This window comes from Xanthobacter cornucopiae (assembly GCF_043195065.2).
Classification (GTDB): Bacteria; Pseudomonadota; Alphaproteobacteria; order Rhizobiales; family Xanthobacteraceae; genus Xanthobacter.
Genome location: NZ_CM195531.1, coordinates 1,245,859 through 1,258,857, shown reverse-complemented (window position 1 = coordinate 1,258,857; position 12,999 = coordinate 1,245,859). Strand labels below are relative to the sequence as shown.

Here is a 12,999-nt window from a genome sequence, read left to right as displayed (position 1 = left end):
CGGCAGCAGGACGCCGCCACCGTCGCTGCCGGCTCAGAAGGCCTTGTAGGTGATGATGGTGCGTGTGTCCTTGATGCCGGGAATGGTCTGCACCTTCTGGTTCACGAACTGGCCGATGTCGGTGCCCGGCTCCACGTAGAACTTCACCAGCAGGTCGAATTCGCCCGCCGTGGAATAGATCTCGGACGCGATTTCGGCGTCGGCGATGGCATCCGCCACCTCGTAGGACTTGCCGAGCTGACATTTGATCTGGACAAAAAACGGGATCACGGCGCACTCCGCTGGAAACCACGCCGCCGCGCCACCGAGGGCAAGCCACATGGCCTCTCATCTTGGCCGGGACGGCACGCGGGACAGGGCGCGCGTCGTCTCCCGGACCGGCGCGGCCAAAGTGGACAAAAGCGCACCGTGAGGCAAGGGGAGACGCGCCGACGGGGGACGGCGGGGAGGGGCCGGGGCGAACCGGTGCCGGCGCCGCAGCTTTTGGAATTTTGCCAGCCGGCGAAATGCTCTAATCCAGCGCCACGCCGTCCCCCCGCCGGCGCCCTCCAGCCGAGGTTTGCCCCGTGTCCCATCGCGCGCCGCCCATCGCCCTCACCGTCGCCGGTTCCGATTCCAGTGGCGGCGCCGGCATCCAGGCCGATCTGAAGACCTTTTCCGCGCTCGGGGTCTACGGCGCCAGCGTCATCACCGCCCTCACCGCCCAGAACACGCGCGGCGTCAGCGCCATCCACGATGTCCCGGACGCCTTCATCGCCGCCCAGCTCGACGCGGTGTTCAGCGATCTCGTGGTGAAGGCGGTGAAGATCGGCATGCTGTCGCGCCCCGGCGCCATCCGCGCGGTGGCGGCGGGGCTCGACCGGCACCAGGCGCGGCCGGTGGTGCTCGATCCGGTGATGGTGGCGGCCTCGGGGGCAAAGCTCCTCACCGACGACGCCGTCGCCACCCTGATCGGCGAGCTGCTGCCCCGTGCCGATGTCCTCACCCCCAACCTGCCGGAGGCCGCCACCCTGCTCGCCACCGCCGTCGCCGCCGACGAGTCCGAGATGGAGGCCCAGGGCCACCGGCTGCTGGCGCTGGGCGCGCGCGCGGTGCTGATGAAGGGGGGCCACGCCAGCGGCGCCGATGCCGTCGACCTGCTGGTCACGCCGCGGCGGACCACCCGCCATGCCGCACCCCGCCTGGACACGCGGAACACCCACGGCACCGGCTGCACCCTGTCGTCCGCCATCGCCGCGCGCCTGGCCCTGGGCGACGACCTCGACGCCGCCGTCGCCGCCGCCAAGCGCTACATCACCGGCGCCATCGCCGCCGCCGACCAGCTCGATGTGGGCGGCGGCCATGGGCCGGTGCACCATTTCTTCGCCCACTGGTCCACAAGCCCCGCTCCCTGACGGTCGTTCCCGGCGGTCCCCCCTTGTGGCGCGTGAAATCCGCGGTATCGTCCGTCACAGCGAACGCGCGTTCGGAACAAAGGATCGCACGCCATGGCAGTGAAGGATCGGGGGGGCGGCTCCCTCGAATCGGGGGCGCAGGCGATCACCGGGCAGCTGGGCAAGACCATTCAGCGCCTGCGCAAGGCCTATAATCTCTCGCTCTCCGATCTGGCCGAGCAATCGGGCGTGGCCAAGTCCATCATCAGCCAGATCGAGCGCAACGAGACCAACCCGACGTTGGCCACCGTGTGGCGCCTGTCGCAGGCGCTCGACATGTCGGTGGAACGGGTGCTGGCCTCCTCGGACGAGGCGCCCTTCGTCGAGAAGCTGACCCGCGCCGACACTCCCATCCTGCTGTCCGAGGACGGCCTGTGCCGGCTGTCCATCATCGGCTGGATCAAGACGGTGGAGTGGCTGCAATATTATGACTTCCAGGCGGAGCCGGGCGGCGAGCTCGATTCCGACGGACACCAGCGCGGCTCGGTGGAGTGCCTCACCGTGCTGTCCGGGGCGCTGGAGGTCGAGGTGGGCGGCGTGGTCGAGACGGCGAAACCGGGAGAGACGCTGCGGTATCGGTGCGATCGCCGCCATGTCATCCGCAATCGCGGAAGCGTCCCGGCGCAGGCGGTCATGGTCTGCCTGCTGAAGGCCGCGGTGCTGGACTGAGCCCGCGCGCCCGGGCTCACAACAGGCCGAGATGCTCCAGCTCGCGCCGCATCTCCTCGGGCATGGCGGCCGCCCCGGAAGTGTCGACGGCGTCGAGATCGGCGGGCGCCTCATTCGGCTTCAGGTAGCGCCAGCCCTGGAACGGGCGCGCCGGGCGCGGGCGCACGCCGATCACCTGCGGGTCCAGCACCAGCGCGCAGCGGCGCACGCCGTCCACATCCACGAATGGCCGCACGTCCAAGAGGCGCTGGCGCGCCGCGATGTCGCCGCGAATGACCCAATAGAGCGAGCCGCCGTCGCGCAGCTCGTCCATCCGGGTGGGGGTCATGCGGGTCACATGGGTTTGCTCGAACGGCACGCCGGCGCGGCCGGCATCAATCCTGCGGTCCTCGATCCAGGCCCGCAGGTCCTCGATGGAGGTGGCGCCGACGCACAATTTGATCAGATGAAGAGGCATGGCCCCTTATAGCCCCTGCGCACCGGATCGGGACGGCAAACGCACCCGCCGGGCACGATGATCCACCGGCCTATGCCGCCGTGGCGCGGCCCGTGGTCTGGATGGGCTAAAGGGTCGGCCGGCGCGGGGTGCCCGCGCCGCCCTGTCGGCTCAGTTTGCGAGCCGCGCGGCGGTCTCGAACCCGCCGAAGAGATAGACGACAGCAACACCCAGGAGAAACGTGGTGAGCGCGACACGCGCGGCACCCCAGCAGGAGCGGGTCTCGGTCAGGTGCATGATGGCTTGTTGGCATCCCTGTTTTCGGCGCGCCCCACGCTTGAGTGGGGCACCGCGACACCTCTCGCTTTAGGATTTTCTCAACCTTGAAACAAGGGGTGACATGGTGTGTTCATATCTGCCCCAATCCCTCCGCATTCCTCCACGAATCGCCACAATGCGGCACCGCAACCGATAACGGCCTGTTTTGCCGGAGATTTTTGCTGCCTTGCAACGGCGAGCCCTGTTCGGGCCGCCTTTTCCTTTTTTTTCGTTTTCCCCTACCAAGGGGTCATGACCAGCGACTCATCCCCCATGGCCGCCGACGACACCCGCGCGCCGCGCGGCTTCGACCCCGAGGCCGTGGAACACGCCATCCTCGAGCTTGCCGGCGCCTGCGGGCCCGGTCGCACCGTCGCGCCGGCGGACGTCGCCCAGGCGGTGGCGCCGGGCGAGCATTGGCAGCGCGTCCTGCCCCAGGTGCGGCGCAGCGCCATCGCCCTGGCCGAGACCGGGCGCCTGCTCATCTATCGCAAGGGAAAGGTGATCGATCCGGCAGAACTGCGCGGCGTCTATCGCCTGGGCCTGCCGCGCAACGACTGACCCTCAGACCACCGGCCCCGGTCTTCGACCGGTGCCGAGGGATCAGCTCAGGCGGGTCCGCTCAAGCGCCGCGCGGGCTGGACCAGAGGCCCATGAGTGATGCTCACGGGCCTTTCCTTTGGTTTCAGGGCGCCGGAAACAGGGTGCGGGTCTTGCCGCCGAGATAATAGGCCACCAGCCCCACCCACTCCTTCACGCCCACGTCGGTGAAGTCGAGGCCGCTGGCGGCGCGCGAGAAGGTGTCGTCGAGGGCGTTCGGGCCGACGGTGCGGAAATCCGCCGGATACGCCACCACCGGAAAGTCGACGGCGCGAAAGCAGCCCATGGCGCGGGGCATGTGAAAGGCGCTGGTCACCAGCAACCAGCGTTCGCCCGGCTTGGGCTTCAACAGAGCCTTGGCGAATTCCGCATTCTCGGCCGTGTTCCGGGACTGGTCCTCGAACTCCACCCGGGCCGGATCGATGCCCAGCACGCCGAGGCTCTGGCGCATCATCTGCGCCTCCCGCCCCTTGCCCTCGGGAATGAGCGCGCCGCTGCCGCCGATGAAGGCCAGCCGCGCCTCGGGATAGCGCCGGGCCAGGTCGGCGAAGGCCAGCACCCGCTCGCCGGCCTCCGAAAAAGCCGGCTGGCCGCGGGCGAGACCGATGTCAGGCAACTCGGCGCCACCCAGCAGCAGCACCCCGGTGACCGGCTTGCCGTCGTCATGGAACTGGGGGAAGCGCTCCTCCAGCGGCGACATGATGTGGTTGGCGGCGGGGCTGAAGCCGAACACCAGCAGGCCGACCACCCCCAGCCCCAGCAGCACCCGCCCCGCGCGCCGGCAGCCGACCAGCAGCAGCAGCGCCGCCAGCACCAGCACGATGACCAGGGCGTTGGACGGCGCCGCGACGAACCACGCCAGCTTTGACACGGTGAAGAACGAATCCATGTGCCGCGCTCCCGCTTGCCCCGACCTCCAGGGATAGCCGACCCCTTCGCCCTTGCGAAGGGGCCAAGGGGAGGCCAAGGGGAGACCAAGGGGAGACCAAGGCGGGACGGAGGATGGGTTGAATTCAACACATCTCCGCCGGCCCGGCGTTCGGCGCGCCTCAGGCGGTCTTGTCGTACAGCTGGCGGCCGATCAGCATGCGGCGAATCTCGCTGGTGCCGGCGCCGATCTCATAGAGCTTGGCGTCGCGCAGCAGCCGGCCGGTCGGGTAATCGTTGATATACCCGTTTCCACCCAGGGTCTGGATCGCCTCCAGGGCCATCCAGGTCGCCTTCTCGGCGGCGAACAGAATGGCGCCGGCGGCATCCTCGCGGGTGGTGGCGCCGCGGTCGCAGGCTTTGGCGACGGCGTAGACATAGGCGCGGGTGGCATTCATGGCCACGTACATGTCGGCAATCTTGCCCTGCATGAGCTGGAAGGTGCCGATGGCGGCGCCGAACTGCTTGCGCTCGTGCACATAGGGCAACACCACATCCATGCAGGCCTGCATGATGCCGATGGGGCCGGCGGCCAGCACCGCGCGCTCGTAGTCGAGCCCGCTCATGAGCACGTTGACGCCCCGGCCGACGCCGCCGAGCACGTTCTCTTCCGGCACCTCGCAATCCTCGAACACCAGCTCGCCGGTGTCGGAGCCGCGCATGCCCAGCTTGTCCAGCTTCTGGGCGGTGGAAAAGCCCTTGAAGCCGCGCTCGATCAGGAAGGCGGTGATGCCGCGCGGGCCCGCCGCCGGGTCGGTCTTGGCGTAGACCACCAGGGTCTCGGCAATGGGGCCGTTGGTGATCCACATCTTCGAACCGTTGAGGATGTAGCGATCGCCCTTCTTCTCGGCGCGGGTGCGCATGGACACCACGTCCGACCCCGCGCCCGGCTCCGACATGGCCAGCGCCCCCACGTGCACCCCGGAGATGAGCTTCGGCAGGTAGCTCGCCTTCTGCGCGTCGGTGCCGTTGCGGCGGATCTGGTTGATGCAGAGGTTTGAATGCGCACCGTAGGACAGGCCCACCGAGGCGGAGGCGCGGGAGATTTCCTCCACCGCGATCACATGCTCCAGATAGCCCAGGCCCGAGCCGCCATACTCTTCTTCCACCGTGATGCCGTGCAGGCCCAGCGCGCCGAGCTTCGGCCACAGGTCGCGCGGGAACTGATTGGTGCGGTCGATCTCGGCCGCACGGGGCGCAATCTCCGCGTCCGAGAACTGGCGCACGGTGTTGCGCAGCATGTCGGCGGTCTCGCCGAGGTCGAAATCGAATCCGGCGGCACTGTTCGGCAGCATGGGCATCCTCCCTCGCTCCCCTGTTCTTGCGCGCCGGTGCGGCGCGGCGGGGACGCGGCGCTAGAATAAAACGGTTGTCCGTTTATTCAATGGGGTGCGCACAGGTTCATGCGGGCAAGTGCACGGCCGGCGCGCTGCCGCCCCCTCCGGCCGCAGCGCGGACGAGGGGAGCTGAGGGGCCCCGATGGGAGCGGCGCCCCGTCGGGGCGCGGCAGATGGGATGCAAACGACGGTGGGGCCCGGCGAATTGGACGCCGGGACGCACAGCCGGGCCGGCAGCGGAAGGGGGGGCTCAGGGACGCCAGGCGTCGCGCGGCTCGGCGTCCTTTTCCTCCACGCGCGCCTCTTCGACGATGGCGAGCAGCGCCCGCAGGCCCTCCTGCACCCCCTGCCCCGACTGGGCCGACACCAGCAGCGGCGTCTTGCCGGCGGCGCGCCTCAGGCGCTCCTTCTGCTGCTTGAGCAGCTCCGGCGAGAGCGCGTCCACCTTCGACAGGGCGACGATCTCCGGCTTCTCGTCCAGGCCGTTGCCATAGGCGGCCAGCTCGGCGCGCACGGTCTTGTAGGCCTTGCCGGCGTGCTCGCTGGTGCCGTCCACCAGGTGCAGCAGGGCGCGGCAGCGCTCCACATGGCCCAGGAACCGGTCGCCGATGCCGACGCCTTCGTGCGCCCCCTCGATCAGGCCGGGAATGTCGGCGAGCACGAACTCGCGCCCGTCCACCCGCACCACGCCCAGGCCGGGATGGAGCGTGGTGAAGGGATAATCGGCAATCTTCGGCTTGGCCGCCGTGGTGGCGGCAAGGAAGGTGGACTTGCCGGCATTGGGCAGGCCGACGAGGCCGGCATCCGCAATGAGTTTCAGCCGCAGCCAGATCCAGCGCTCCTGGCCCTCCAGGCCCGGATTGGCGCGGCGTGGGGCCTGGTTGGTGGAGGTCTTGAACTGGGCGTTGCCGAAGCCGCCGTTGCCGCCCTCCAGCAGCTTGATGCGCTGGCCCACCTCGGTCAGGTCGGCAAGCACCGTCTCTTCCTCCTCGTCGAGGATCTGGGTCCCGGCCGGCACCCTGAGCACCACGTCATCGCCCCTGGCCCCGGTGCGGTTGGCGCCCTTGCCGTGGTCGCCCTTCTTGGCCTTGAAGTGCTGCTGATAGCGGTAGTCGATGAGCGTGTTCAGGCCGTCCACGCATTCGATCCACACGTCGCCGCCGCGTCCGCCGTCGCCGCCATCGGGACCGCCGAACTCGATGAACTTCTCGCGCCGGAACGAGACGCATCCCGCCCCGCCATCACCGGAGCGCACATAGACCTTGGCTTGATCGAGGAATTTCATGGGCTGGAGGTAGACGCGCCGCCACCGGAACGCAAGGGGCAGTTGGCCTCGTCGCCGACTCGGCCCTCAAGGCACGCGGCGATCCTGCGCACCGTGTTCCAGTTGCGGCCGGTGCCCGCCAGCCCCCGCCCGGAGGAAAGCGCCGTCGCCAGCCGGGAGCGGCCGAGCCCATGGGGAAACCCGGCGTAGATCACGCGTCCGCGCCCCTCCACATGCTCCCCATCACGGCGCAGGGCGCGCAGCTGCTCCAGGTCGGCATCCGAAGGCTCCCCCTTCAGGCACACTGCCAGGACACGGGCCGGCGCCGCCGCGGCAGCCTCGGCCAGGGGATTGTCGGCGATCAGGCGCGCCCAGGCCGGCGCGTCGCGCACCAGCACTGCGGTGGCAAGGCCCGCCTCCGCCGCCAGGGCCCGCTCCAGCCGCGCCTCCAGCTCCGCCTCACCCGCGTCCCCTCCCTCGAACACCAGGTTGCCGGATTGCAGCACGGTTTGCGGCGCGCCCAGGCCAAGGCCGGCCGCCACCTCACGCAGCCGCGCCATGGGCAGGGCCTTGGTGCCGCCCACATTCACCGCCCGCAGCAGGGCGATGCGCCTGCTCATGGCTCCACGCCTCCCGCTGAAATCCGGCGCACGATGACGCCGCACGTCGGGCCGCGCAAGGTGCCCCCGCCCTTTGACCTTTGCGGCGGCGCGGCCCAAAACACCGCCATGACCCCGCCCCCGCGCGCGACCACCGTCGATGTCCTGCTCCCCCTCGGCCTCGACGCCCCCTATTCCTACCTTCAGCCGGAGGGGCTGGCCCTCGCCCCCGGCGACCTCGTCACCGTGCCCCTGGGCGCGCGCACGGTGATGGGCTGCGTGTGGCCGCGCGCCGCCGGCCCCGAAGCCGTCCTCGACCCGAAGAAGCTGAAGGCGGTGAAGGCCCGGCTCGACTATCCGCCGCTGCCGCACGATCTTCTGCGGCTCATCGACTGGATGGCCGACTATACTCTGGCGCCACGCGGCATGGTGCTGCGGCTGGCACTGAAGCATGGCGAGTCCCCCGGCCCGGCGCGTGAGCGGGTGGGCGTGCGGGCCACCGGCCGCAGCCCGGAACGCATGACCGCCGCCCGCACCCGGCTGCTGGCGTTCGTGGCCGATGGCTTCGTGCGCGGCAAGGCGGAGGCGGCGCGGGAAGCCGGCGTCTCGCCCTCGGTCGTGGATGGGCTGATCGACGACGGGGCGCTGGAGGCCCTGGTGCTGCCCCCCGAGCCGGCGGCCTATCCACCCGATCCCGGCTATGCGGCGCAGGCGCTGTCGCAGGTGCAGGCGGCCGCCGCCGAAACCCTGCGGGCGGCGGTGGAGGCCCATGCCTTTCGCGTCTTCCTGCTGGACGGCGTCACCGGGTCCGGCAAGACCGAGGTCTATTTCGAAGCGGTGGCGCAGGCCGTGCGCGACCGGCGCCAGGCACTCATCCTGCTGCCGGAAATCGCCCTCACCCAGGCCTTCCTGGACCGTTTCACCCGGCGCTTCGGCGTCAAGCCGGCGGAATGGCATTCCGGCATCTCGGCGCGGCGGCGCGCGCGCATCCTGGCCGGGGTGGCCGCCGGCGAGGTGCAGGTGGTGGCCGGGGCCCGCTCCGCTTTGTTCCTGCCGTTCCACGACCTGGGCCTGATGGTTGTGGATGAGGAGCACGACCCCGCCTACAAGCAGGACGACGGCGTAACCTATCACGCCCGCGACATGGCGGTGGTGCGGGCGCGCCTGTGCGCCACCCCGATCGTGCTCGCCTCCGCCACGCCGTCGCTGGAGACGGAGGTGAACGCGCGGCGCGGCCGCTACCAGCGGCTGGCCCTGCCGGTGCGCTTCGGCGGCGCCAAGGTGCCGGGCCTCACCCCCATCGACCTGCGCAAGGAGGGGCCGCCGCGCGGCCGCTGGATCGCCCCGCGCCTGGAGGGCGAGATCAACGACACCCTGGCCGCCGGCGGCCAGGCGCTGCTGTTCCTCAACCGGCGGGGCTATGCGCCGCTGACGCTCTGCAATGCCTGCGGCCATCGCATGCGCTGCCCCTCCTGCACCGCATGGCTGGTGGAACACCGCTTTCGCCGCCGCCTCACCTGCCACCATTGCGGCTACCAGGCCCCGGTGCCGGAGGAATGTCCCAAGTGCGGCGCCAAGGACAGCCTGGTAGCGGTGGGCCCCGGCGTGGAGCGGCTTCAGGAGGAGGTGCAGGCGCTGTTTCCCGCCGCCCGCTCCCTGGTGCTCTCCTCCGACCTGCTCGGCGGGGTGGAGCGCATGCGGGCGGAACTGGACGCGGTGGCGAAGGGCGAGGTGGACGTGGTGGTGGGCACCCAGCTGGTGGCCAAGGGCCACAACTTCCCCGGCCTGGCGCTGGTGGGGGTGGTGGATGCCGACGTCGGCCTGGGCCAGGGCGATCCGCGCGCGGCGGAGCGCACCTTCCAGCTGGTGCACCAGGTGGCGGGGCGCGCCGGGCGCGGCAAGACTGAGGGGCGCGGCTTCATCCAGACCCGCAGCCCTGAGCATCCGGTGATGCGCGCCCTCGTCACCGGCGACCGCGATGCCTTCTACGACACCGAGATCGCCGCCCGCGAGGAGGCCCAGCTTCCCCCGTTCGGCCGCATGGCGGGGCTCATCGTCTCGGCCAGCGAGGCGCATGTGGCGGAAGCCCATGCCCGGCGGCTGGCCGCCTGCGCGCCCATCGTGGCCGGGGTGCGCGTGCTCGGGCCGGCGGAAGCCCCGCTGGCGGTGCTGCGCGGGCGCCATCGCTGGCGGCTGCTGGCGCGCTCGCCGCGCGGCTTCGACCTGTCCGCCTACCTGCGGGCATGGCGGGAGGTGGCGCCCCGGCCCACCGGCAACATCAAGGTCGCCATCGACGTGGACCCCCTGAGCTTCCTGTGAGCCGCGGCGGGGCGCCCTATCCCTCCCACACGGGAAGATCGCCGCGGGCCCAGCCGTCCTTCACCCCGGCCACGTAATCGGCATAACCGCCGGCGGCGATGGCGGCGCGGGCGCCGGCCATGAGCTGCTGGTAATAATGGATGTTGGCCCAGGAGATCAGCATCGCCCCCAGCATCTCCTCGCACCGCACCAGGTGGTGCAGGTAGGCGCGGGAATAGTCGCGCAGGGCCGGGCAGTCGCTGGTCTCGTCCAGCGGGCGCGGGTCCTCGGCGTGGCGGGCGTTCTTCAGGTTGATGCGGCCGAAGCGGGTGAAGGCCAGCGCGTGGCGGCCGGAGCGGGTGGGCATCACGCAATCGAACATGTCGATGCCGCGCGCCACCGCCTGCAGCAGGTCGTCGGGGGTGCCCACCCCCATCAGGTAGCGCGGCTTGGTGAGGGGCAGGTGCGGTTCCACCGTCTCGATCATGGCCAGCATGACCTCCTGCGGCTCGCCCACCGCGAGGCCGCCGATGGAATAGCCCTTGAAGTCCATGTCGGCCAGGGCGCGCGCCGATTCCACCCGCAGCTCCGGCACCGCCCCGCCCTGCACGATGCCGAACAGCGCCCGGCCAGCGGTGAAGTCCGCCGGCTGCGCCTCGAACGCGCGCTTGGAGCGCTCGGCCCAGCGCAGCGACAGGCGCATGGCGCGGGCCGCGTCCTCGTCCGTGCACGGCAGGCGCACGCACTCGTCGAGCTGCATCTGGATGTCGGAGCCGAGCAGGCCCTGGATCTCCACCGCCCGCTCGGGCGTCAGCTCATGGGCGGCGCCGTCCACATGGGAGCGGAAGGTGACGCCGGCCTCGCTCATCTTGCGCAGCGACGACAGCGACATGACCTGGAAACCGCCGGAATCGGTGAGAATGGGCCCGTCCCAGCCCATGAAGCGGTGCAGCCCACCGAGCTTGGCCACCCGCTCGGCGCCCGGCCGCAGCATCATATGATAGGTGTTGGCGAGCACGATGTCGGCGCCCGCCTGCTTCACCTGGTCGAAGTAGAGGCCCTTCACCGTGGCCACCGTGCCCACCGGCATGAAGGCCGGAGTGCGGATGATCCCGCGCGGGGTGAAAATGGCGCCGGTGCGCGCCGCCCCGTCGGTGGCGGCCAGCGTGAAGGAAAAGGTGTCGGGAAGCGGCAGGGTCATTCCGGAACTCGCGTGGGCGATGCCTGCGGCAGCAGCAGGCAGGCATCCCCGTAAGAATAGAAGCGATAGCCCTCGGCGATGGCGTGGGCATAAGCGCGCTTCTGCGTCTCATGGCCCACCAGGGCCGCCACCAGCATCACCAGCGTGGAACGCGGCAGGTGGAAATTCGTCATCATCGCGTCCACGGCGCGGAAGCGGTATCCGGGCGTGATGAAGATGTCGGTCTCGCCCACGAACGGGCGGATGGCGCCATCTTCGGCGCAGGCGCTCTCGATCAGCCGGGTGGACGTGGAGCCCACGGTGACGATGCGCCCGCCCCCTGCCCTGGCCCGATTGAGGCTGGCCGCCGCCTCCGGCGAAACCTCGCCCCATTCGGCATGCATGCGATGGCCGCTGGTGTCGTCCGCCTTCACCGGCAGGAAGGTGCCGGGGCCCACGTGCAGCGTGACCGTCACCACATCGACCCCGCGGGCCCGCACCGCCGCCATCAGCTCCGGCGTGAAATGCAGGCTGGCGGTGGGGGCCGCCACCGAGCCGTCGACCCGGGCGAACAGGGTCTGGTAGTCGGTCCGGTCGCGCGCATCCTCGGCCCGGCGGGCGGCAATGTAGGGGGGAATCGGCATGTGCCCCACCTCCGCCAGGGCCGCGTCGAGGGCCGGTCCGGACAGCTCGAAGGCGAGATCCACCTCGCCGTCCCGCCGCGCCTCCACCCGCGCGTCCAGGGTGCCGAGCAGGCAGGCGTTGCCGGCCTGGCCGAAGCGGATGACGTCCCCGGCCTTCAGGCGCTTGGCGGGCTTGGCGAAGGCGGTCCAGCGGTGACCGTCCCGGCGCTTCACCAGCGTTGCTTCCACATGAACCGTGCCGGCGCCCTCGCGCGTCCGCGTGCCCTCCAGGGCGGCGGGGATGACCCGGGTGTCGTTCACCACCAGCGCGTCGCCGGGAGCGAGCAGGCCGGGAAGGTCGCCGATGCGGGCATCCTCCAGCTCCGGCAGGCCGCCGGGGCGCACCACCAGCAGCCGCGCGGCTTCGCGCGGTTCCGCCGGGCGCAGGGCGATCCGGTCGGGCGGCAGGTCAAAATCGAAGGCGTCGACACGCATCGCAAAGCTTTGGAAGGAGGGCTTCTAAATGGGGAGGAGCCGCGTTCCTACAGCGCCCGCGCGGGAACGCAAGTCGGCCCGCGGCGCGGCGGAGGGCGCGCCGCCGTCAGAAGATGGCGACCGCGCCCTGCCAGATGGCCCAGCTCATGAGGCCGGTGATGAGCAGGCCCACCAAGGTGGCGCCGAAACCGGCCAGGATCACCAGCCCGTCCCGCTCCACCAGGCCGAGGCCGAACACGCACACGGCGAAGCCGGGCGGCAGGTTGCCCAGGAAGGGAATCGGCAGCAGCAGGGTGAAGCCCAAAAGCACCACGGTCGCCCCCACGATGCGGCGGGCGGTGGGGCCGGCGAACTGCTCGTAGCGGGGGCGCGAGAGACGCTCGAACTTCTCGATGTATGGCCGCGACCGGGCAACGATGGTTTCCAGCATGGCGCGCGAGAAGGTGCGCCTGGCGATCCGCTCCGGCAGCCACAGTTCCTGGCGGCCCATGGCCATCTGCAGGCCGATGAGGCCAAGAATGATGCCGCAGATCACCGGCACGCCGGGGGGCATGGGAATGCAGTTGGGAATGCCGAAGATGAGGAACAGGATGCCGAAGGCACGGTTGCGCAGCGCGTTGATGAGATCGCCAATCGCCACCTTCTCGCCCTCCTGGGCGGACAGGACGGCGGCGAGCAGTTCGGACGTTCTCGGCGTACGGTGGTCCAATGCAGCCTCTTCCACGGCGTCTGCCCCGGCCGACGGCGTCCCCAGGGTGGCCCCTAATAGCACCGAGAAAGCGGCGGTGTCAGGGCATTGGTGCCGGTGGGGCGCGGCGGC

General features: G+C 70.5%; 14 protein-coding genes. 4 read left to right on the top strand and 10 right to left on the bottom strand.

The features are described 5' to 3' along the window. Positions 1-33: 33 nt before the first annotated feature. Positions 34-270, bottom strand: coding sequence for an Lrp/AsnC ligand binding domain-containing protein (locus V5F53_RS05630; RefSeq protein WP_393997297.1), 237 nt, complete (start codon positions 268-270; stop codon positions 34-36). A 296-nt stretch (positions 271-566) separates the two neighbouring features. Here V5F53_RS05630 and thiD point away from each other — a divergent pair, with 296 nt between their 5' ends. Then, positions 567-1,394: a bifunctional hydroxymethylpyrimidine kinase/phosphomethylpyrimidine kinase gene (gene thiD / locus V5F53_RS05625; RefSeq protein WP_393997298.1), complete on the top strand. Its 828-nt coding sequence runs from the start codon at positions 567-569 to the stop codon at positions 1,392-1,394. A gap of 93 nt (positions 1,395-1,487) precedes the next feature. Continuing rightward, positions 1,488-2,102, top strand: a complete 615-nt coding sequence (locus V5F53_RS05620; protein WP_393997299.1) for a helix-turn-helix domain-containing protein — start codon at positions 1,488-1,490, stop codon at positions 2,100-2,102. A gap of 16 nt (positions 2,103-2,118) precedes the next feature. Here the strand turns inward: V5F53_RS05620 and V5F53_RS05615 are convergent, their stop codons facing one another. Next, on the bottom strand, positions 2,119-2,559 hold the full coding sequence (locus V5F53_RS05615) for a DUF1489 family protein (RefSeq protein WP_393997300.1): 441 nt from the start codon (positions 2,557-2,559) through the stop codon (positions 2,119-2,121). Positions 2,560-2,709: 150 nt separating this feature from the next. After that, positions 2,710-2,835, bottom strand: a complete 126-nt coding sequence (locus tag V5F53_RS05610) for a hypothetical protein (RefSeq protein ID WP_393997301.1) — start codon at positions 2,833-2,835, stop codon at positions 2,710-2,712. Positions 2,836-3,108: 273 nt separating this feature from the next. Between V5F53_RS05610 and V5F53_RS05605 the strand changes: the two genes are divergently transcribed. After that, a complete protein-coding gene (locus V5F53_RS05605) occupies positions 3,109-3,417 on the top strand; it encodes a DUF3253 domain-containing protein (protein WP_393997302.1) in 309 nt (102 codons plus the stop codon). Between the two features lie 124 nt (positions 3,418-3,541). Here V5F53_RS05605 and V5F53_RS05600 read toward each other — a convergent pair whose 3' ends face one another. From V5F53_RS05600 to V5F53_RS05585, 4 genes are all read right to left on the bottom strand, one after another. Then, positions 3,542-4,345 (bottom strand): YdcF family protein, encoded by an 804-nt coding sequence (locus V5F53_RS05600; RefSeq protein WP_393997303.1) that lies wholly within the window; start codon positions 4,343-4,345, stop codon positions 3,542-3,544. Between the two features lie 160 nt (positions 4,346-4,505). Continuing rightward, positions 4,506-5,678, bottom strand: a complete 1,173-nt coding sequence (locus V5F53_RS05595; protein ID WP_393997304.1) for an isovaleryl-CoA dehydrogenase — start codon at positions 5,676-5,678, stop codon at positions 4,506-4,508. Between the two features lie 292 nt (positions 5,679-5,970). After that, positions 5,971-7,005, bottom strand: coding sequence for a GTPase ObgE (obgE, locus tag V5F53_RS05590; RefSeq protein ID WP_393997305.1), 1,035 nt, complete (start codon positions 7,003-7,005; stop codon positions 5,971-5,973). Continuing rightward, the gene (locus V5F53_RS05585) at positions 7,002-7,604 is read right to left on the bottom strand and encodes a DUF1697 domain-containing protein (protein WP_393997306.1); all 603 of its coding nucleotides are present in this window, start codon (positions 7,602-7,604) and stop codon (positions 7,002-7,004) included. The genes obgE and V5F53_RS05585 overlap by 4 nt, the downstream gene beginning before the upstream one ends. A gap of 108 nt (positions 7,605-7,712) precedes the next feature. Between V5F53_RS05585 and V5F53_RS05580 the strand changes: the two genes are divergently transcribed. Continuing rightward, positions 7,713-9,902 (top strand): primosomal protein N', encoded by a 2,190-nt coding sequence (locus V5F53_RS05580; RefSeq protein ID WP_393997307.1) that lies wholly within the window; start codon positions 7,713-7,715, stop codon positions 9,900-9,902. 16 nt (positions 9,903-9,918) lie between these two features. Here the strand turns inward: V5F53_RS05580 and tgt are convergent, their stop codons facing one another. The 3 genes from tgt to V5F53_RS05565 form a co-directional block, all read right to left on the bottom strand. After that, the gene (gene tgt / locus V5F53_RS05575; RefSeq protein WP_393997308.1) at positions 9,919-11,082 is read right to left on the bottom strand and encodes a tRNA guanosine(34) transglycosylase Tgt; all 1,164 of its coding nucleotides are present in this window, start codon (positions 11,080-11,082) and stop codon (positions 9,919-9,921) included. Further along, positions 11,079-12,179 carry a tRNA preQ1(34) S-adenosylmethionine ribosyltransferase-isomerase QueA gene (queA, locus tag V5F53_RS05570; RefSeq protein ID WP_393997309.1) on the bottom strand — a complete coding sequence of 367 codons (1,101 nt, stop codon included), beginning with the start codon at positions 12,177-12,179 and terminating at the stop codon, positions 11,079-11,081. Before queA ends, tgt begins: the two co-directional genes overlap by 4 nt. 106 nt (positions 12,180-12,285) lie before the next feature. Further along, on the bottom strand, positions 12,286-12,888 hold the full coding sequence (locus tag V5F53_RS05565) for an exopolysaccharide biosynthesis protein (RefSeq protein WP_393997310.1): 603 nt from the start codon (positions 12,886-12,888) through the stop codon (positions 12,286-12,288). Between the last annotated feature and the right edge of the window lie 111 nt (positions 12,889-12,999).

What these genes read in the sequence shown, in the direction of transcription:
- V5F53_RS05615 (WP_393997300.1), bottom strand. Translation starts at nt 2,559, where the DNA reads ATGCCTCTTCATCTGATCAAATTGTGCGTCGGCGCCACCTCCATCGAG.
- V5F53_RS05585 (WP_393997306.1), bottom strand. Translation starts at nt 7,604, where the DNA reads ATGAGCAGGCGCATCGCCCTGCTGCGGGCGGTGAATGTGGGCGGCACC.
- V5F53_RS05600 (WP_393997303.1), bottom strand. Translation starts at nt 4,345, where the DNA reads ATGGATTCGTTCTTCACCGTGTCAAAGCTGGCGTGGTTCGTCGCGGCG.
- V5F53_RS05610 (WP_393997301.1), bottom strand. Translation starts at nt 2,835, where the DNA reads ATGCACCTGACCGAGACCCGCTCCTGCTGGGGTGCCGCGCGTGTCGCG.
- V5F53_RS05595 (WP_393997304.1), bottom strand. Translation starts at nt 5,678, where the DNA reads ATGCTGCCGAACAGTGCCGCCGGATTCGATTTCGACCTCGGCGAGACC.
- V5F53_RS05605 (WP_393997302.1), top strand. Translation starts at nt 3,109, where the DNA reads ATGACCAGCGACTCATCCCCCATGGCCGCCGACGACACCCGCGCGCCG.
- obgE (WP_393997305.1), bottom strand. Translation starts at nt 7,005, where the DNA reads ATGAAATTCCTCGATCAAGCCAAGGTCTATGTGCGCTCCGGTGATGGC.
- V5F53_RS05620 (WP_393997299.1), top strand. Translation starts at nt 1,488, where the DNA reads ATGGCAGTGAAGGATCGGGGGGGCGGCTCCCTCGAATCGGGGGCGCAG.
- queA (WP_393997309.1), bottom strand. Translation starts at nt 12,179, where the DNA reads ATGCGTGTCGACGCCTTCGATTTTGACCTGCCGCCCGACCGGATCGCC.
- V5F53_RS05580 (WP_393997307.1), top strand. Translation starts at nt 7,713, where the DNA reads ATGACCCCGCCCCCGCGCGCGACCACCGTCGATGTCCTGCTCCCCCTC.
- tgt (WP_393997308.1), bottom strand. Translation starts at nt 11,082, where the DNA reads ATGACCCTGCCGCTTCCCGACACCTTTTCCTTCACGCTGGCCGCCACC.